Genomic DNA, 18,475 nt, shown 5'->3' with positions numbered 1-18,475 from the left:
GCATATGGCAATTAAAATTCGTAAAATAGGGACATATTTTTTTTCTTAGGTGCTTGTTATGCCAATTCAAAGTCCTATTGATACACTGGTCTGCCATTTCGACAATGCTTTGAAAACACTGGTGCCAGGGGCCGCACATGCCCACCGCTTGAGCCCAGCAAGCCAAGCGGAAGACCAAGCGATGACTGAACAAGAGACAACGCACGCCGCTGGTCTAATGCGTATCAATCATACCGGTGAAGTCTGTGCGCAAGCGCTTTATCAAGGGCAAAGCCTCACTGCTCGCCTACCTGAGGTGAGAGAAGCCATGGAAGAAGCAGCCGAAGAAGAGATTGATCACCTAGTATGGTGCGAGGATCGTCTAAGAGAACTCGATAGCCGCCCTAGCCTACTGAATCCTTTGTTTTACGGTTTATCCTATAGTGTTGGGGCTGTGGCAGGTGCTTTAGGTGATAAGTGGAGCTTGGGCTTTGTTGCTGCAACAGAAGATCAAGTCTGTCAGCACCTAGAAAAGCATTTAGAAACCTTACCAGAAGGAGACAGACGCTCCCGCGAAATACTCAAGCTCATGCATGAAGACGAGCTGCGTCACGCGACCACTGCTCTGGATGCAGGTGGCGTGCCCTTCCCGCAGCCAGTAAAGCGCTTCATGACGGCCCTTAGCAAAGTCATGACGCGCACCACATATCGAATTTAGTGGTTAGTCTAATTCGACTATCTCGTAGTCATGGGTGATTTCCACGCCCGCATGCTCAAGCATAATGCTAGCGCTACAGTATTTCTCTGCTGACAGCGCGACCGCACGCTTTACCTGAGCTTCTTTCAATTGGCGGCCTTTGACAACGAAATGTACATGGATCTTGGTGAATACACTGGGCACAGCGTCAGCGCGTTCCGCTCGCAGCTCGGCAACACAATCCACTACATCCTGACGACTTTTCTTCAAAATACTCATGACATCAAAGCTAGTGCAGCCACCTAACCCCATGAGCAGCATTTCCATCGGGCGGACGCCCATGTTGCGACCGCCGTGGTCCTCAGGGCCATCCATAACAACACTATGGCCACTGCCAGATTCTCCCAAGAACATGGCGTCTTGAACCCATTTAATACGCGCTTGCATACTATTACTTTCCCAGAACATAAAAACGCAAGCCTACCATAGGGGACAAGCGGGCTGAAGCAAAACACCGTACACGACGAAATGAAGCACTGATTACGGTTTTAAGCTGACGCAGTTCACTTTTTTGTACATTTGCACCGCAAATAAACTCAGATAATAAACACCCCTCTTCAATTAAACTGTAAAATAGGTGCATAATAGTCTGCTGCTACTATTATGAATAATAATGCAATCAAGGTTGGATGATTTAGGTTTTAACATATGAATACAGGGCTCAGGGCTGATCGACATAAGCATTTGGACTATTTTTTGTCACAATGCCATCGCCGTCGCTATCCAGCGCGCAGCACCATTATTTATGCAGGGGACAAAAGCGATTCCCTTTTCTACATAATCAAAGGTTCTGTTACTGTCATCATTGAGGATGACGACGGCCGTGAGATGATCATGGCATACCTTAATGAAGGTGATTTTTTCGGTGAAATGGGCTTATTTGATGAAGTTTCACCGCGTAGTGCTTGGATTAAAGCAAAAGTAGAGTGTGAAGTAGCGGAAATCAGCTACAGTAAATTCCGCGATATTAGTAATCATGACCCACGAATCCTTTACTTTATTGGCGAGCAAATGGCCACGCGTTTGCGCAAAACCACCCGCAAGGTAGGTGATTTGGCATTTTTAGACGTAACTGGTCGCGTTGCGCGCACGCTTTTGGATTTAAGCCAAGAGCCGGATGCTATGACGCACCCAGATGGCATGCAAATTAAGATCACTCGCCAAGAAATTGGACGCATTGTCGGTTGCAGCCGTGAAATGGTGGGTAGAGTGCTCAAATCCCTTGAAGATCAGGGTTTGGTGAGTGTTAAAGGTAAAACCATGGTAGTGTTTGGCGCGCGCCGAGCTGCTACTCTGCCTAACCGTAAAGAGGCAGAAGGTTAAATTAGAAGTACAACTACCTTGGCGCAACCTAAGTGCACGAATACAATCAGCACTCATTAAATTGCCAATCTTGAATAAAAAGCCACTGTATTACAGTGGCTTTTTTTATGGCTCTCGGGACATACAGTGACAAATATGAGGTCAAAAGCCTGTCCAAGGCAAGCAAAACCCTCATCGCGAACCCTTCTTTTCTGACTATACTCATACTTACAGTGCTCCAAATGGCAGGATAGTCTTGATAATGGATGAAATTCTTTTCGCAGCTGAAGCTTCTAACAAGGATGATAATTGCCCACAAGAGCCTTGGCACATCCTCCTAATAGATGACGAAGAGGGCATACATCAGGTCACGAGAATGGTTCTTAAAACCTTTGAGTTCGACGGTCGTCCTCTCAAAATAACCAGTGCTTACAGTGCCGCAGAAGCTAAACAACTATTTCTAGAGCATAATGATATTGCTCTAGCAATTGTCGATGTGGTGATGGAAACCGACAGTGCCGGCCTCGACCTCATTCCTTACATTCGCCAAGATCTCGAAAATCATTACACGCGCTTAGTGTTAAGAACAGGCCAACCAGGCCAGGCCCCTGAAGAGCGCATCATCATTGAATACGATATAGACGACTATAAGGACAAAACTGAACTCACCAGTAACAAACTTATAACACTGCTGTATGCCTCTTTGCGCTCATATCGTGACATTTGTACGCTGGACAGCCACAGGCGTTCATTGGAAAAGGTCATCATCGCCTCTACTGAAATATTTGAAGCGGATAGTCTGAAAACCTTTGCGTCCGCTGTACTTGACCAAGTTTGCAATCTATTGGGCATCAGTGGCGCATTATTTTACTGCACCAGTCTGAACGAAGACTACAATAACGCAGAAGATTATCGAGTCTTAGCCGCTTCTGGCGATATGGAGTCGATTACCAGCCACAGCGCCCTGCCGGATGAGGTTCAACACGCCTTTGAGCAAGCACTGCGAGATAAAAGTAACGTCGTCGCCAATAACTATTACACAGGATACTTTACGACCAGCCACGGTAGTGAAAACCTCCTATATGTGTCACTGGAGCAACCCTTATCCGACACTGAACAACAACTCTTGGACATTTACGCCAGCAATGTTGCCATCACGTATGAGAATTTATTGCTGCGTGACGAAATTATGGATACTCAAAAAGAGTTAGCATATATCCTTGGTGAAGCCGTTGAGCAACGCAGTAAAGAAACCGGTAGTCACGTAAAACGTGTGGCACTTTTCAGTTACATTCTAGCCGTTAAAAAAGGCTTGGACGAACAACAAGCTCAGCTGATCAAACTGGCAAGTCCACTACATGACGTTGGCAAAATCGCCATTCCCGACCGCATTCTTAAAAAGCCCGGTGGCTTCACACCTGAAGAATGGGAGATAATGAAAACTCATGCACAGCAAGGGGCCGACATACTAGGTAATAGCGATAATGATGTGGTGAATATGGGTCGCATTATTGCTGGGCAGCATCATGAGAAATGGGATGGTACTGGCTACCCCAACGGACTAGCGGGCACGGACATACACATTGCAGGAAGAATCACAGCGCTAGCAGATGTATTTGACGCATTGGGATGTAAGCGGTGCTACAAAGAACCATGGCCTTTAGAAGATATTTTAGAAGAAATTAACAAACAAAAAGGCAAGCAATTCGATCCAGAACTGGTTGATATTCTACACAACCATCTAAGTGAATTCCTTGCCATTCGAGATGCGTACCCAGAATGATCTCAAGCACTAAAAGAACAAGGCACGCAACTCATCACCCGGTTTCTCCGCCCGCATGAACGCCTCACCAACCAAGAAACCATGAACGTTATGATTTCGCATGGTTTTGACATCATCAGGTGTCGTTATCCCGCTTTCTGTTACCAGCAACACATCATCTGGAATATCTTTTAACAAATCAAAGGTATTATTAAGGCTTACTTCAAACGTATGCAGGTTACGATTATTAATGCCCAGTAATGGCGACGGTAACTTAAGCGCTCGCTCTAGCTCACGAGCATCATGAATCTCCACCAATACATCCATTCCTAGCTCTTTGGCGCAAGCATTTAATTCTGCCATTTGCCCATCATCTAAGGCCGATACAATTAGCAAAATACAATCTGCATTAATAGCTCGCGCTTCGATCACTTGATACGGGTCGACCATAAAATCTTTACGAATAACGGGCAACGAAACAGCGTCTCTGGCCTGCTGAAGATACTCATCAGCTCCTTGGAAAAAATCCACATCGGTCAATACAGATAGGCAAGCGGCTCCGCCCTGCTCATAGGACCGAGCAATCTCTGCAGGCCTAAAGTCCTCACGAATCACTCCTTTGCTGGGAGATGCTTTTTTAATCTCACTGATGACCGCAGGTAAGCCTTGTTCAATCTTGTTAGAAAGCGCTTGATGAAAACCTCGAACAGGATCAGCCTGTTTCGCAATTTTTTGAAGTTCGTTCAAACTGACATTCGCAGCGCGTTGATTAACTTCTTGCCACTTTCGATCAATAATGGTCTTTAAGATAGTTGGCGTATTCACTATGCGTCTCCTTCAAGAAATACACGCGTGAACGCGGCATATTCTTTTAATTTCTCTAATGCCAGTCCAGTGCTAATAGCGTCTTCCGCCATAGCCACGCCCTCTGCCAAAGATTCGCTTAAATCAGCGGCATAAATTGCGGCACCTGCATTCAACGCAATCAAGTCAGCCGCTTTTTTACCGTTATTCGTCTCGCGCTTGCCAAGTGCATCTTGAATCAGTTCCAAGCTTTGCTCTGCGTTTTCGACACTTAAACCGATAAGACTTTGACTCTCAATGTTAAAATCCTCTGGCTTAATGGTATATTCAGTAACATTGCCGTCCTTTAACTCGGCCACTCGGGTTTCACTGGCCAAACTAATTTCATCTAAACCATCCTGAGCATGCACAACTAAAACATGCTTTGAGCCTAATCGCTTTAAGACCTCTGCAAACAATTTACATAGGTCACCATTAAATACACCAATAACCTGATTGCTCACACCTGCTGGATTGGTCAATGGGCCCAACATATTAAAAATGGTGCGCATAGCTAGCTCTTTGCGTGGTCCAATAGCATGCTTCATTGCACTGTGGTGACCAGGTGCAAACATAAAGCCCACGCCAATATCTTCGATGGCGCGACCCACTTGATCCGCTTTCAGATTAAGGTTTACACCTGCTGCTTCTAAAACATCGGCACTTCCTGTTGATGAAGACACACTTCGGTTACCATGTTTGGCAACTTTACCGCCAGCTGCAGCAACAACAAAAGCAGACGCGGTAGATACATTAAAAATGTTTGCACCGTCACCGCCGGTACCACAAGTATCGACTAAATTATCTGCTTCAATATTAACGCCAGTGGCCAGTTCTCGCATAACTCGAGCTGCACCGGTCACCTCATCAATGGTTTCACCTTTCATGCGCATTCCCACAAGAAATCCGCCGATTTGCGCATCGGTCGCACCACCTGTCATGATTATTTGCATGACGTCTGCCATTTCTGTTTCAGTTAAATTCTGATGCTGAACGACCGCATTAAGGGCTTGCTGAATATTCATGGTGCCTCCCTATACTGTTGTTTTCAAAAAATTATTCAGTAAGTCATGACCATGCTGAGTCAAGATGGACTCAGGATGAAATTGAACACCATGAATAGCCAAAGTCTTATGCTGAACACCCATTATTTCTTCTACACTGCCATCCTCATTTTGCGTCCAAGCGGTAATTTCTAGACACTCAGGAATGCTATCTTTTTCAATAACTAGAGAATGATAGCGTGTAGCGGTAAATGGATTATCTAGACCTTTAAACACACTGCTATCAGTATGAAACACCTTGCTGGTCTTACCATGCATAACTTGTCCAGCGCGAACAATATTGCCACCAAACGCCTGTGCAATACTCTGATGACCCAAGCACACACCTAAAATAGGCAGTTTGCCTGCAAAATGTTTGATTGCCGCAACAGAGATACCCGCTTCATTGGGCGTACACGGTCCCGGACTAACCACTAAATGATCAGGCTTTAGCTGCTCAATTTCTTCAATACTGATTTCATCATTACGCGCGACCTTTACTTCAACACCCAGCTCGCCAAAGTACTGAACTAGGTTATAAGTAAAAGAGTCGTAATTATCGATCATTAATAACATTAGGATTCACCCCTAGTTCTTTGGCCATTCACATCACTAGTCTCAAGCGCCTGCTTCAGCATGGCTTTCAGTGAATGAATTTCAGCCTGTAATTCTGACATACTGGGTTCAGTATTGTTGCTTGCCGCTTCCTTCGCATTTTCCTTCTCAATCACACTGACCACAATACCAATGACCATATTCAAAAATGCAAATGCCGTTAAGAAAATAAAACTTAAATAATAAATCCAACTAAGCGAGTACACCGCCATGGTTTCATACATCACGTCCGTCCAATCCTCGAACGTCATTACTCGAAATAGTGTAAGCATGGAGATACTAATATCACCCCACAATTCAGGATTAATATGAGCAAATAAGGTCGCTCCGATAGCTGCATAAATATAAAAGATAATAAACATCAGCAGCATGACATACCCTAATTGCGGCAGTGCTTTTAACAACGAATTTAGGAGGACGCGCAACTCAGGAATAATAGACACCATACGCAACACGCGGAAAATTCTCAGTAAGCGACCGATAAATGCCATATCACTTTCATCCACAGGCACTAAGCTTGCGGCAACAATCACTGTGTCAAAAATATTCCAACCGCTTTTGAAAAAGTCACGTTTACGCTCCTCACCCAAAAATCGAATGATGATTTCTACTAAGAAAATGACAGTTATAAAATGATCAAGCCATACCAGACTCGACATCATGAATGGTGGCAAGTCATAGGTTTTCGCGCCCACTACTAGAGCAGAAAATAAAATCACTGCAATAACAAATAACTCAAACGCTTTATTGCCACGCAACTCTTGAAAACGTTTTTGAAAGCTCAAGGTATCCATGTTAGTTATCCAGCCCTGACTCCGCCATTTCTACTGCCTTGAATAAGGCTCGCCCTTTATTCATGGTTTCTTTCCACTCTAAACGCGGCACACTGTCTGCTACCACGCCAGCACCAGCTTGCACATAAAGCTTGCCGCCTTTTATGACCGCTGTGCGTATGGCAATGGCGGTATCCATATTGCCGTTCCAACTTAAGTAACCCACAGCACCACCATAAACACCCCGTTTTACGGGTTCCATTTCATCAATGATTTCCATTGCACGAATCTTAGGGGCACCACTCAATGTTCCTGCCGGGTGCGCAGCTCTTAATACATCCATAGATGTAATACCAGGTTTCGCTTTGCCTTCTACATTGCTAACGATATGCATAACGTGACTGTATCGTTCGACGACCATTTGATCAGTGACACTGACTTGTCCCATTTCACTGACACGGCCAACGTCATTGCGACCTAAGTCAATCAGCATCAAGTGCTCAGCGATTTCTTTAGGATCCGCCAGCAACTCTTCTTCGAGAGCTTGGTCTTGTTCAGGAGTTTGACCGCGATAGCGTGTACCCGCGATAGGACGCACCGTAATTGTGCCATCTTCGAAACGCGCTAAAATTTCTGGGCTAGAGCCCACCACATGGTGATCCCCCAAATCCATAAAATACATGTATGGGCTTGGGTTTAAGGTTCGTAAAGCTCGATAAAGATTCAGCGGCTCTGCTTGATAATCTACTGTCATACGCTGACTTATCACACATTGCATGATATCTCCTGCCAGCACATATTCCTTTATTTTCTCTACCGACTGCTGAAAGTTTTCTTCACCGAATCCGGATATGAAATCTGACTCCACTACTTTTCGAGGTTGAATCAAAGGTTGACCAATCGTTCCTTGATAAGCGCGACGTAATTGCCCTCGCATTAAAGTGATACGACGTTTTGCTTTCGCAAATGCATTGGGGTCTGAAGGATCTGCCAGTACAATGAAAAACAGCTTGCCGCTTAAGTTATCGAACACAACGACTTCTTCACTTTGCATTAGCAATATATCAGGATTTCCAATTTCATCCTCAGGGCAAGTTTCAGTGAGACGCTTTTCTACATAACGCACCACGTCATAACCAAAATATCCGACAAGTCCGCCATCAAATCGAGGCAAGCCTTCTATCGGTGCAACATTAAACTGCTTTTGATATTCAGCGATGAAATCTAATGGATCATCGACTTCATGGCGTTCAATCACGGAATCTTGTTCAATGATTTGCACTTCATGGTCAAAAACTTTCAAAACACGACGGCAGGGCAGCCCAATCATGCTGTAGCGCCCCCACTTCTCTCCCCCTTGTACAGACTCAAGTAAGTAGGAATAGGGACCTTTGGCCACTTTCAGATAAGCGCTTAGTGGGGTATCTAAATCAGCAAGTACTTCTTGAAATACGGGTATTCGGTTATAACCTTGCTGGGATAACTCAGTATACAGTTCGGGTGTCATGGATAAACAATCCTAAAAAATCAAACAAATAAACGGGTAGATAGAGTAAGGCAGGACGCGAGGACACGGACTAAAGAGCAAGGAGCTTCGCGCCCTGCTATAGCCATCGCTTAGCGTGTAGACTGATGTTAAATCGACTGCGGATAAGTTGAACTCTCACCCTTGATATTCCTAGGTATTAAACGATTGCAGCACTATACCAGTCTCTTGGCATCGCTTAAAGTATCAACAGCAGAATATGATCTAAACTATATCTAGGCTTCACTGGGATGTAGGCAGAGTCCATCTATGATGAGTCGTAGGCTTTTTGATCTTTGGATCGACAACCGTGTCATCATGGCACGAGTACGGGGTTCTTGGGATGACCAGATTGCCAAGGAATTCGCCACAGCTTTTCGCGCTCTAGGAGAACAATTATATAGCACGCCGCCTGGTCACTGGGCTCATATTGTTTATCTTGATGACTGGCAACTAGGCACACCTGATATCGAGCCCATCGTCATTGAACTGGTGAATTGGGCTATTACTCACGGGTTAACCCGCACAGCTCAAGTTTACAGTCCGAGTATGCTAAAACAATTTCAGATGGATCGTATGGTCGAAGATCATCGAGAGGACTTTATACGCCGAATCTATCCGAATGAACGTGATGCTTTTGCATGGCTTGATAGTGAGGGGTATGCTGTAACTAAATCGACTCTTGAGATCAATTGATCCCTATTGGCTTATGCAAAATAAGAAACCAGTATCGTTTTGGTCGGCCCTCTTCAGCATCATGGCTGCAGCGTTCGGCGTACAAAAACGTAAAAATATGGAACGTGATCTAAATGCCAGCAACCCATTGGTTTATATCGTTGCGGCACTTATTTTTGTTAGCATTTTCATTGGTGCAATTTTACTAGTGGTACAGGTCGTTATTCCAGCGCATCTATAAGCTGACGCACATAGCGGTGTGGCTGCTCAGGGTAATCACAAACCCCATCAGGAAAGGTACTTGTTAGTAGTTCTCTAAATGGGCTGACATCAACATTTCCGTAAACTCCCCGTTCGACAGCCTCATCAATGCTAATGCGATCGCACAAAAGCACATCACCATAGATGGATTCACCGGACAGCATACGAGATTGCTGATAATGCGGGAAGCGCTGTTGGCATGCCCCTTGTTTTTCTGAGTTGTTCCAATTCCCATCCCAGACGTGGGAACCTTGCGCAAGAATGTGTTGATATTGATCGTAGCATCGATCCGAAGCAGTATTTGGACGACTTTGCCACAAATCCTGTTGCGGATGCCGCTGACGATTAATTATCCACTGATCCAGCAAGCGCAAGGCGTCATCAATGGGCAACGATCGAATAATTTCTCGACGTGACAAACCCTTAGGCTTCTCCATCATCCAAATCAAATGATGATCACTGCGCCCCATAGCGTAATCAATTCGCGCTCGACTAACGAAGGATGCCAAACTATGGTGCATGTCTAGATCTGGCTCTAAGTAGTGGCGTAAGTCTATGATGGGAACGTCTGCCAGCCCCAAGAACACCAAACCGGCATCATAAGCAGCCCGAGCTGCAGATGCATTTCCAGACGTTCGCTGTGGCCAGGTTGTTGCCTGATCATGAGTCATATTGTGCTCACTCCACACACTCAAACGGCGAAAGGAGTCGTCACCACTAATATGCCAAAAGCGTGCATTGCGCATTTCCCCAAGCGGTTTCCATCCACCTACTGAGCGATTAACCGCTAAGAAGGTAGGCATATCAATCTCACCACGACGCAGGGCCATTAATCCATATTGCACCCCTTTATTACCCCAAAATCGATTACCAAAACCCTGCCCATCTGTGCCGTAAATATGCGCGAGGTTTCCCCAATGACTCCAGTCCACTTTATCGCGTAAACCGGGATGGATCTCATAATAGTGAGTAAAAAAGATAGGGTTATTAATATGCTGTGCTGGTCCTCGCCAGCCGTTCGTACAGATACTGGCTCCGCTCGGAAATTGACGAAAATCCACGTTAAGTGCAGAGGCCATAGCCTGTAAGCTACCATAACGATTTTTAGCATTGCTAATGGATTGGCTACCTTCGACCAAGCGACGATTTTCCCATTCGCGCCACATAGATTGAGGAGATATCACATCGAAATAATACTGTAATAGCTCACAGTCCAATGCATAGCTCACCTGCGATACCATATCAGGATATGAATAGAGCGGGATCAACCCATCAAACAAACCTGGGTGGTTTTGCGCCAGCAAATACTGTTGAATAGCACCTCCAGATCCTCCGATGGCAATAGTGTAAAGTGGCACTCCATAGCGTGCCATGAATTGATGCTTTACCCGCAAAGCCGTGTCTTCGCTTAACCAAATATTATAATGATGGCTAGTCTCAGTTCCCGTGCTGTAGGCAATGGCATAACCTTCTTCGAGCTGCGTTTGATGCTCATATAATAGTTTTGCCACACGTATGTGACCCTGTTCTCGCCCGACACCAACACCTCCTTTCATTCGATAAATTAATCTCTGGTTCCATTTATGTCCGTCAAACTCATACACCTGATCTTGACGTCCGACCGGAATAGCAATGACATATATAAATCGATTAATGGTACCGATCTCCACACGAATAACTTCGGTCACTTGATCTTCTAAATCACTTAATCGTTCAACAGGTCGATACCCATGACCATTATCATTCAACACAAAATATTGGATACGTGTCGGTAGTAAGCAATCTTTACTAAAGCCGATGATTTCGTTGGTTAAGAGGTTATCTTCACTTTCTGCGTAGACGGCAACGCCAACTCCATCTTGATTATCGACTAAAGGTTGGCCCAGTCCAGACTGTTGGGTACCACATAAAAAAGGATATTCATTAGCCCCTGCAAATAAAGGCTCGATAGGGCCCACTTCGCCAAATTCGATAGGGAACGGAAATGACTCTTCAGGTTTCACTCGTTTTCTAGGATGAGGGCCTGAATACGGTATTTGATTTGCCTTGATAGCAAACTGTTGCGGCAATCCCTGCAAAAGCTGCTGACTACTTTTAGGTAAGAACTGCTGTTCCAAGCGATCATAAAACACGCCTAGGGATAACAGCAATGCAACTGACAAGCATATGGATAATAAAAGCCGTTTCATATGCCACCCCAAATCATAGTTGTCATGATAAAAGTGTAGGCAGAAAATAGTGCTTTCAAATAAGACAAATTCAGCAAAAAAATGCTCGAACGATCCCCCCATAAAAAATGAAATAGAGGTATTTTTTTTGGCACACAGCTATTTACTTTTGTAAGCCAGATGTCATCTGTTACCAAATGTAAGCAAAGACTTACAAGTTCGCAGAAAAGGCAATTTTACATAGGGTGTATCGGAAGATTATGTTCTTTGTAGACGATCCATTACCTTTAAATGATCTATAAGATTGAAAACCATTAGAGGTAAAAGCATTTAAAAACACTAGCGTTAGAATCAATTTTGATTAAAACCAATTGCGTTACAGTGCCTTACATTCGGTAACAACCAAAATGTGAATTATGCCCTAAAATGCTTTTACGAATTAGTTAATCTCGAGGGCTTGCATGAAAAAACTGCTAAGTTGTTGTCCCGTCGCAAAAGAAGAATTTCTGCATTTGATTCCGCGAGATTTTCAGTTTCAACCTGGAAGGGACATGAGTGCATGGCAGGCGAAGGTATGGTGGCTACAGGAAAGCCAAGCACAAGTCTGTATGATGCGAGGCAAGCAACTCATGGCCTACGGCGGTATTTATACAGACCGCGAGGGATACCTTTCTTCCGTCGATCAAGCTTATCGAGAATGCAAACAAATGGTCGCTAGTTATAGCCTGACAGAGCGCAGTATGGACAGTGTGCAAATTCGTGTAGATATCCGGCAAATTCCAGTGTTCCCGTTATTTTCTAAGCCGGTGAAATTCAGTTGGGACAAGCACAACCCATGGCATCAATATGAACAAGTAGCAGGATATTGGAACGAACTGGAACATCCTGACCAACCCATTTCCCCCAAAAACCTAGTGCGCCCAATTAATATACATACGCTTCTTCAAGAGCATGTTATCTGGCACTCTAAACTACCCCAAAAAGAACATATGAGTGTGTTAGAAAAGTTCAAAGAATGCTGGCACTTGGAGCCATTAGAGGAACAAATGCACAGTCACTATCTTGCTCAGACGAAAGAAAAAGGATAATAGCCAAGGGTAAAGCGATCACGCCCCGCCAAATCTTGATGAGTCTCTATATTGGAAAACCCAGATTGAGAAAATATTGCCCGCACATGGGGGCCCTGATCATATCCATGCTCCACCATCAAACATCCATCTTCAGTTAAAAACGATAAAGCTTGGTTGCAAATTTTTTCGATGTCTGCCAAACCATGTCTTTCAGCTACCAACGCCGACTTTGGCTCATAGCGAACATCGCCCTCACCCAAATGATGATCATTTGCGTCAATATAAGGAGGATTGGAAACAATTAAATCAAAGCGTCGTTTAGGAACCAATGCAAACCAATCACTTTGCAATATTTCTACATTCGTGACTTTGTTTAGTTTTGCATTTTCTTTGGCTAACGCTACCGCCTCTTCAATAACATCCACAGCTACAACACTTGCTTGGGGGTACTCTTTTGCAGTTGCCAATGCTAATGCACCTGTGCCTGTACCTAAATCCAACACGTTTTTCGGATTAAAGTGCTCAACAATATAATCCATCAGGGATTCAGTATCCCCCCGGGGAATTAAAGTAGCCGGACTCACCTTAATGGTTAAGTCCCAAAAACCTGTCTGACCAATGATATAAGCAACTGGCTCACCTTGCTTACGGCGCTCAAGTAATTGCGTGAATTGCAGGTATTGTTCTTGGCTAAGCTCGGTATCGCTATGAGTAAACAAAAATGTGCGCGTTTGCTTCAACACATGTAATAAAAGAAGCTCGGCATCTAGCTTGGCCGAATCGCTTTCTGTCAGCTGTGAAGCCCCATAAGTAACCACTTCACGCAAGGAAAAAACCGACATGTTTACTCGCTATCCGTGCCCATGCTCGCTAGCAATTCAGCTTGATGCTCTTGCAGTAGAGGCTGAATAATCATATCCACATCACCTTGCATTAACTCATCCAATTTATACACCGTCAGATTAATCCGATGATCACTGACACGCCCTTGAGGATAGTTATAGGTACGAATACGTTCAGAGCGATCACCCGACCCTACTAGGCTTTTACGTTCAGCCGCTTGCTCGGCTTGGGCTTTCTGCACAACCGCATCGTTCAAACGGGTTGCTAATATGGACATGGCTTTCGCACGGTTCTTGTGCTGGCTTCGCTCTTCCTGACACTCTACAACCAAGCCTGTGGGCAAGTGAGTAATACGGATAGCGGAGTCTGTTTTGTTAACGTGCTGACCACCTGCACCACTTGCACGGAAAGTGTCGATGCGCAGATCAGCCTTGTTAATGTCGACGTCGTCTTCATTTTCAATTTCCGGCATGACTGCCACTGTACAAGCCGATGTGTGAATACGCCCCTGACTTTCAGTAGCAGGAACACGTTGGACTCGGTGTGCACCAGACTCAAATTTTAACTGACCATACACACCATCGCCTGCAATACGGGTAATCACTTCTTTGTATCCACCGTGCTCACCTTCGTTAGCACTCATGACTTCGCATTTCCAACCACGTTTTTCCGCATAGCGCGTATACATACGGAATAAATCACCTGAGAAAATAGCAGCTTCATCACCACCAGTCCCCGCGCGAATCTCAAGTATGACGTTTTTGCCATCATTTGGATCTTTTGGCAAAAGTAGAATCTGTAACTCGCCATCCAAACGTTCTATTTCTTCTTTAGCCGCAGAGTATTCTTCTTGACCCATCTCTCTCATATCTGGATCATCATCTTTTGCAAGCGCTTCAGCTTCGGCTAGGTTTTCTTCTGCTTGAGTATATTGCGCGAACGCTTTTACCACCGGCTCAATTTCTGCGTATTCTTTGCTAAGTTCACGGAATTTATTTTGATCTGAAATGACACCTGCATCACTGAGCAAATGGCCAATTTCTTCGTAGCGTTCATCTAGGGTTTGCAGTTTTACTTTGACCGACTCTTTCATATAGCTTTTCAAACTCGTTTACAAAAAATTAAAATGTATCCATCAACTGTCTCGATATGGAACGCTAATCCAAATCGTCATCATTCAGTTGATAAAGCTCTTGAACCCAGTCCATTACTTGTTTGCGGCCTGAAGCACTGGCTTCACGCATTTGTACCGTAGGTTGGTGAATGAGCTTATTGGTTAAGGTATTGGCCAGTGTATGCAATACCTTTTCTGCATCCTCTTGATTACGAATACGCTTAAGCGCTTTTTCCACTTCCGTATCACGAATACGTTCTGCTTTGGTACGAAACGCTTTTAGAGTCGATACCGCATCTAGCGTACGTAGTTGCCGCATAAAATCGGCGCTACCTACTTCTATAATTTCTTCTGCATCTTTCGCCGCATTTTGCCGCTGGCGGACATTTTCTTCGATGATGTCTTTAAGATCATCCACTGTATATAGATATACATCATCGAGTTCATCTACTTCTTCTTCGATGTCTCTGGGTACAGCAATATCAACCATAAACATAGGCGCATGCTTACGCTTTTTTAAAGCTCGCTCAACTGTTCCTTTACCCAAAATCGGCAGTGGGGCCGCGGTGGAAGAAATCACGATGTCTGCATTAGGTAAATGATCGGGAATGTCCGATAACAATATAGCTTTCGCATTAAACTGTTGAGCCAATGCTTCTGCTCGCTCCAAAGTTCGATTAGCTACCGTGATTTCCTTGACTCCAGCATCCATTAAATGGCGAGCCACTAGATCAATAGTCTCTCCAGCGCCAATGAGCAAGGCTTTGCTTTGACTTAATTGACTGAAAATTCGTTGCGCTAAATTCACGGCCGCATACGCTACCGAGACAGGGTTCTCACCAATAGCGGTTTGCGTACGCACCTGCTTGGCAATGGTAAAGGTCTGACGAAATAATCGCCCTAATTCTGGACCAACAGTACCTGCTTCTTGGGCCACAGCGTAAGCGCTTTTCATTTGCCCCAGTATTTGCGGTTCACCTAGAATCAGACTATCGAGACCACTAGCAACACGCATTAGGTGCTGTACTGCTGCTTCACCCTCTAGAGCGTAATGGCAATCGGCTAATTGCTCTAACGGAATTTGATGTACTTGCTGTAACCACTGCAACAAGACCTCTGCACTAGCCTCCCCTGCACAATACACCTCGGTACGGTTACACGTGGACAGTACCGCAATTTCTTCAACGCCAACTTCACTGCCGGCCTGCCTTAGCTGCTGGGGGAGATGATCAGGTGAAAACGCCACTTTTTCGCGAAGCGCGACGGGGGCTGTTTTATGATTAATACCAAGGGTTATTAGTGCCATTAATTATCTATACTGGGCGCTTTAGTTGGGCCAATTATTTCAAACTTCGAAAAAAGGCGCGTATTATAGCCATATTTGCACAAAAAAGATGGCTTTACTTGCATTATACTGATGAAAACCCATATAAACGAAAGTAAACGCCGCAATCGGTCACCAGCATGACAGCATTTCTTAGGTCCAAACGGGGATTTATTCCCTTCTTACTACTTTTTGCATTAAATACAAATGCGGAAACTGCGAGTAAGGATGCCAATCAGGATTATGGCGTCAACACATTTTATTCTCTTTTAGTAGCGGAATTTGCTGGTCAACGACAGCTCTATGATGTTGCTCTGGGTAATTACTTACTCGAAGCACACCGCACACAAGACCCTGAAGTCACCGCTCGCGCCACGCAAATTGCGCAATACATCCGTGCTGATCAAGCCGCACTAGACGCGGCAACCCTATGGGTCAAACTAGCACCAGAAGATCCGACTAGCCAACAGGCACTGACCGTAGAGCTTTTAAAAGCCGCAAGGTTCAGTGAGGCCAGCTTGCATTTGCAAAAAGCCCTGAATCTAGAACCAGACCTCAATCTCAATTTTATCAGCCAAGAAGGAGTCGAACTCAGTGTGGAAGGACGACAACTCTGGATTGATGCCCTAAGCCCTTTAACAAGCATGTACCCAGATAACATCAGCCTCATGTTCAATATTGCAAGCTTATTGCAGCAACAAGAGAGCTATGGTCTTGCGTTAGACTACTCAGAACGAATCATCAAAGCAGAGCAAGACTTTTATCCGGCCTGGTCATTAAAAGCGCGCTTGGAAGTCGCCTTAGACCATCAAGAGAAAGCCTTGAAGACTGTCAACCAAGCACTAAAACGCTTCTCTGGCGATAAGAACTTCTTGGTACTTCGCGCGCGCTTATACATCAAAATCAAAGACATTCAAAAAGCTCGTGACGACTTCCTTTATTTGTCCGAAACTTATCCAAGAGATGCTCATATATTATTACCGCTAGCGCTTACCCATATTGAGCTTGAAGAATATGCTGCTGCTGAGCATGCGCTGCAGAGGCTATTGCGCCTAAATCAACTCACAGATGAAGCCCACTACTATTTAGGTCGCATAAAACAGTACGATGACGACCAAGAAAGTGCTTTGCACCATTACCTAGAAATGGAGAAAGGCCGGGAATTCTTGGCCGCACAAACCGCCATTATTCAAATCTACGTGCAAAATGAAGAGTTCGATAAAGCGTTATCCCACATTCGAACGCAACGCACCCGACACAGCGAGCACAAGCAAGCTTTTTTCTTAATGGAAGTGGAATTACTTAATCGCGCTGGTCGCTACGACGAAGCCATGAATGTGCTCAATACGGCTTTAAGTGATTACGCTGATAGCACAGACCTGAGGTACAGCCGTGCAATGGTCAGTGAGAAGCTAGGGGACTTGGCGCAATTGGAAAAAGACCTTGAATATATAATTGATCGCGATCCAGACAACGCCACAGCACTTAATGCACTGGGGTATACCTTGGCAGACAGAACCTCTCGTTTACAGGAGGCGCTTACTTACATTGAGAAAGCCTTACAATTAGCGCCCAAGGACCCAGCTATCATTGACAGTCTTGGCTGGGTCTACTTCCGCATGGGACGCTACCAAGAAGCGTTGGAATTATTGCAACAGGCTTATGAGCTATACCCAGACCCCGAGGTAGCAGCCCACCTCGGCGAGGTATTATGGACTATGAATAAAACCGACGAAGCGAAACGAATTTGGCAACAGGGCTTGCAAAAACAGCCGACTAACAAAATAATCCGTGACACGCTAAAACGCTTGGATGTTCGCATCCCAGAATAATAAGGACGGATTATGTCATTGCCCCGCTTCGGGACAGCATGCTCAAAAACCATGATCATGGTTTGCTTAACTTTTTGCTACTTCATCCTTTCAGGCTGCGCCCACTGGGGTGCCCAACCTTCTGAACAAACATTAGATACTTGGAGCATCACCGGCAAAATCGGTATCAGAACCCCTCATGAATCTGTCGCGGGCTTCTTAACATGGCAACAGAATGAACACGCTTTCGATATATACGTTAGTGGCCCCCTTGCTCAAGGAGCCACTAGAATTATAGGCGATCTCGACTCCGTGACCATCGAACAAGGTGGTCAGACGAAACAAGGTGTGGACCCTCAACAACTTATTTGGCAAGAATTAGGTTGGCAATTTCCTTTATCAAACTTAAAGCATTGGTTAACGGGCAATACCGCCCCAAAAAGTAAAGCGAAAATCATCAAGCAAGGAGATCGCCTAGAGTCCTTTAAGCAAGATGGCTGGACCATTACCTATCTTCGCTTTGATGATTATTATCATCTGCCGGAACGAATCCGTATCAGCCAAGGGAATTGGCGCTTCACCATTATTGTTAAAACCTGGTCAGTATAGG

General features: G+C 44.9%; 18 protein-coding genes. 8 read left to right on the top strand and 10 right to left on the bottom strand.

All coding sequences use genetic code 11. From position 1 onward, the window contains the following. Positions 1 to 58: 58 nt before the first annotated feature. Entirely contained in the window at positions 59 to 697 is a 639-nt protein-coding gene (coq7, locus tag HF888_RS02610) for a 2-polyprenyl-3-methyl-6-methoxy-1,4-benzoquinone monooxygenase (protein ID WP_007018758.1), read from the top strand. Positions 698 to 700: 3 nt separating this feature from the next. Here the strand turns inward: coq7 and HF888_RS02605 are convergent, their stop codons facing one another. After that, positions 701 to 1,123, bottom strand: a complete 423-nt coding sequence (locus tag HF888_RS02605) for an OsmC family protein (RefSeq protein WP_040298175.1) — start codon at positions 1,121 to 1,123, stop codon at positions 701 to 703. Positions 1,124 to 1,384: 261 nt separating this feature from the next. Here HF888_RS02605 and crp point away from each other — a divergent pair, with 261 nt between their 5' ends. Then, positions 1,385 to 2,059, top strand: a complete 675-nt coding sequence (crp, locus tag HF888_RS02600; protein ID WP_007018756.1) for a cAMP-activated global transcriptional regulator CRP — start codon at positions 1,385 to 1,387, stop codon at positions 2,057 to 2,059. A gap of 241 nt (positions 2,060 to 2,300) precedes the next feature. Then, positions 2,301 to 3,821: a DUF3369 domain-containing protein gene (locus tag HF888_RS02595; protein ID WP_007018755.1), complete on the top strand. Its 1,521-nt coding sequence runs from the start codon at positions 2,301 to 2,303 to the stop codon at positions 3,819 to 3,821. A gap of 9 nt (positions 3,822 to 3,830) precedes the next feature. On the opposite strand, the gene trpC is transcribed toward HF888_RS02595, so the two are convergent. From trpC to trpE, 5 genes are read right to left on the bottom strand one after another with little or no spacing between them, the layout of a single operon-like run. Then, complete coding sequence (trpC, locus tag HF888_RS02590) at positions 3,831 to 4,628, bottom strand: indole-3-glycerol phosphate synthase TrpC (protein ID WP_207798145.1); 798 nt, start codon at positions 4,626 to 4,628, stop codon at positions 3,831 to 3,833. Beyond that, the gene (trpD, locus tag HF888_RS02585) at positions 4,625 to 5,668 is read right to left on the bottom strand and encodes an anthranilate phosphoribosyltransferase (protein WP_007018753.1); all 1,044 of its coding nucleotides are present in this window, start codon (positions 5,666 to 5,668) and stop codon (positions 4,625 to 4,627) included. The genes trpC and trpD overlap by 4 nt, the downstream gene beginning before the upstream one ends. Before the next feature lie 9 nt (positions 5,669 to 5,677). Beyond that, positions 5,678 to 6,262, bottom strand: coding sequence for an aminodeoxychorismate/anthranilate synthase component II (locus HF888_RS02580; RefSeq protein ID WP_007018752.1), 585 nt, complete (start codon positions 6,260 to 6,262; stop codon positions 5,678 to 5,680). Next, positions 6,262 to 7,095, bottom strand: a complete 834-nt coding sequence (locus HF888_RS02575) for an ion transporter (RefSeq protein WP_007018751.1) — start codon at positions 7,093 to 7,095, stop codon at positions 6,262 to 6,264. Before HF888_RS02575 ends, HF888_RS02580 begins: the two co-directional genes overlap by 1 nt. A 1-nt stretch (position 7,096) precedes the next feature. Beyond that, the gene (trpE, locus tag HF888_RS02570; protein ID WP_007018750.1) at positions 7,097 to 8,581 is read right to left on the bottom strand and encodes an anthranilate synthase component I; all 1,485 of its coding nucleotides are present in this window, start codon (positions 8,579 to 8,581) and stop codon (positions 7,097 to 7,099) included. 288 nt (positions 8,582 to 8,869) lie between these two features. Between trpE and HF888_RS02565 the strand changes: the two genes are divergently transcribed. Both HF888_RS02565 and HF888_RS02560 read left to right on the top strand, forming a co-directional pair. After that, positions 8,870 to 9,295: a hypothetical protein gene (locus HF888_RS02565; RefSeq protein ID WP_007018749.1), complete on the top strand. Its 426-nt coding sequence runs from the start codon at positions 8,870 to 8,872 to the stop codon at positions 9,293 to 9,295. A gap of 13 nt (positions 9,296 to 9,308) precedes the next feature. After that, positions 9,309 to 9,515 carry a DUF2970 domain-containing protein gene (locus HF888_RS02560; RefSeq protein ID WP_007018748.1) on the top strand — a complete coding sequence of 69 codons (207 nt, stop codon included), beginning with the start codon at positions 9,309 to 9,311 and terminating at the stop codon, positions 9,513 to 9,515. Here HF888_RS02560 and HF888_RS02555 read toward each other — a convergent pair. Then, positions 9,496 to 11,724, bottom strand: coding sequence for a DUF6351 family protein (locus HF888_RS02555; RefSeq protein WP_050758039.1), 2,229 nt, complete (start codon positions 11,722 to 11,724; stop codon positions 9,496 to 9,498). The genes HF888_RS02560 and HF888_RS02555 overlap by 20 nt on opposite strands. A 440-nt stretch (positions 11,725 to 12,164) precedes the next feature. On the opposite strand from HF888_RS02555, the gene HF888_RS02550 reads away from it, so the two are divergent. After that, on the top strand, positions 12,165 to 12,791 hold the full coding sequence (locus HF888_RS02550) for a hypothetical protein (RefSeq protein WP_007018746.1): 627 nt from the start codon (positions 12,165 to 12,167) through the stop codon (positions 12,789 to 12,791). Here HF888_RS02550 and prmC read toward each other — a convergent pair. The 3 genes from prmC to hemA form a co-directional block, all read right to left on the bottom strand. Further along, complete coding sequence (gene prmC / locus HF888_RS02545) at positions 12,770 to 13,615, bottom strand: peptide chain release factor N(5)-glutamine methyltransferase (RefSeq protein WP_007018745.1); 846 nt, start codon at positions 13,613 to 13,615, stop codon at positions 12,770 to 12,772. The two genes, HF888_RS02550 and prmC, sit on opposite strands and share 22 nt — an antisense overlap. A 2-nt stretch (positions 13,616 to 13,617) precedes the next feature. Beyond that, positions 13,618 to 14,709: a peptide chain release factor 1 gene (gene prfA / locus HF888_RS02540; protein ID WP_007018744.1), complete on the bottom strand. Its 1,092-nt coding sequence runs from the start codon at positions 14,707 to 14,709 to the stop codon at positions 13,618 to 13,620. Positions 14,710 to 14,773: 64 nt separating this feature from the next. Continuing rightward, positions 14,774 to 16,036, bottom strand: a complete 1,263-nt coding sequence (hemA, locus tag HF888_RS02535) for a glutamyl-tRNA reductase (RefSeq protein ID WP_007018743.1) — start codon at positions 16,034 to 16,036, stop codon at positions 14,774 to 14,776. Positions 16,037 to 16,194: 158 nt separating this feature from the next. Here hemA and HF888_RS02530 point away from each other — a divergent pair, with 158 nt between their 5' ends. Both HF888_RS02530 and lolB read left to right on the top strand, forming a co-directional pair. Beyond that, positions 16,195 to 17,886: a tetratricopeptide repeat protein gene (locus tag HF888_RS02530; RefSeq protein ID WP_007018742.1), complete on the top strand. Its 1,692-nt coding sequence runs from the start codon at positions 16,195 to 16,197 to the stop codon at positions 17,884 to 17,886. Positions 17,887 to 17,898: 12 nt separating this feature from the next. After that, positions 17,899 to 18,474 (top strand): lipoprotein insertase outer membrane protein LolB, encoded by a 576-nt coding sequence (gene lolB / locus HF888_RS02525; RefSeq protein WP_050758038.1) that lies wholly within the window; start codon positions 17,899 to 17,901, stop codon positions 18,472 to 18,474. Position 18,475 lies beyond the last annotated feature (1 nt).

It is taken from the genome of Bermanella marisrubri (assembly GCF_012295615.1).
In the GTDB taxonomy this organism is placed as follows: domain Bacteria; phylum Pseudomonadota; class Gammaproteobacteria; order Pseudomonadales; family Oceanobacteraceae; genus Bermanella; species Bermanella marisrubri.
The sequence above is the reverse complement of the archived record's forward strand: the minus strand, read 5'-3'. Positions and strand labels throughout refer to the sequence as shown.

Excerpts from the sequence above, each read along its gene's own strand:
- coq7 (WP_007018758.1), top strand. The coding sequence starts at position 59 with ATGCCAATTCAAAGTCCTATTGATACACTGGTCTGCCATTTCGACAAT.
- crp (WP_007018756.1), top strand. The coding sequence starts at position 1,385 with ATGAATACAGGGCTCAGGGCTGATCGACATAAGCATTTGGACTATTTT.
- HF888_RS02555 (WP_050758039.1), bottom strand. The coding sequence starts at position 11,724 with ATGAAACGGCTTTTATTATCCATATGCTTGTCAGTTGCATTGCTGTTA.
- HF888_RS02565 (WP_007018749.1), top strand. The coding sequence starts at position 8,870 with ATGATGAGTCGTAGGCTTTTTGATCTTTGGATCGACAACCGTGTCATC.
- HF888_RS02580 (WP_007018752.1), bottom strand. The coding sequence starts at position 6,262 with ATGTTATTAATGATCGATAATTACGACTCTTTTACTTATAACCTAGTT.
- HF888_RS02595 (WP_007018755.1), top strand. The coding sequence starts at position 2,301 with ATGGATGAAATTCTTTTCGCAGCTGAAGCTTCTAACAAGGATGATAAT.
- prmC (WP_007018745.1), bottom strand. The coding sequence starts at position 13,615 with ATGTCGGTTTTTTCCTTGCGTGAAGTGGTTACTTATGGGGCTTCACAG.
- HF888_RS02550 (WP_007018746.1), top strand. The coding sequence starts at position 12,165 with ATGAAAAAACTGCTAAGTTGTTGTCCCGTCGCAAAAGAAGAATTTCTG.
- HF888_RS02530 (WP_007018742.1), top strand. The coding sequence starts at position 16,195 with ATGACAGCATTTCTTAGGTCCAAACGGGGATTTATTCCCTTCTTACTA.
- lolB (WP_050758038.1), top strand. The coding sequence starts at position 17,899 with ATGTCATTGCCCCGCTTCGGGACAGCATGCTCAAAAACCATGATCATG.
- hemA (WP_007018743.1), bottom strand. The coding sequence starts at position 16,036 with ATGGCACTAATAACCCTTGGTATTAATCATAAAACAGCCCCCGTCGCG.
- HF888_RS02560 (WP_007018748.1), top strand. The coding sequence starts at position 9,309 with ATGCAAAATAAGAAACCAGTATCGTTTTGGTCGGCCCTCTTCAGCATC.
- prfA (WP_007018744.1), bottom strand. The coding sequence starts at position 14,709 with ATGAAAGAGTCGGTCAAAGTAAAACTGCAAACCCTAGATGAACGCTAC.
- HF888_RS02605 (WP_040298175.1), bottom strand. The coding sequence starts at position 1,123 with ATGCAAGCGCGTATTAAATGGGTTCAAGACGCCATGTTCTTGGGAGAA.
- trpD (WP_007018753.1), bottom strand. The coding sequence starts at position 5,668 with ATGAATATTCAGCAAGCCCTTAATGCGGTCGTTCAGCATCAGAATTTA.
- trpE (WP_007018750.1), bottom strand. The coding sequence starts at position 8,581 with ATGACACCCGAACTGTATACTGAGTTATCCCAGCAAGGTTATAACCGA.
- HF888_RS02575 (WP_007018751.1), bottom strand. The coding sequence starts at position 7,095 with ATGGATACCTTGAGCTTTCAAAAACGTTTTCAAGAGTTGCGTGGCAAT.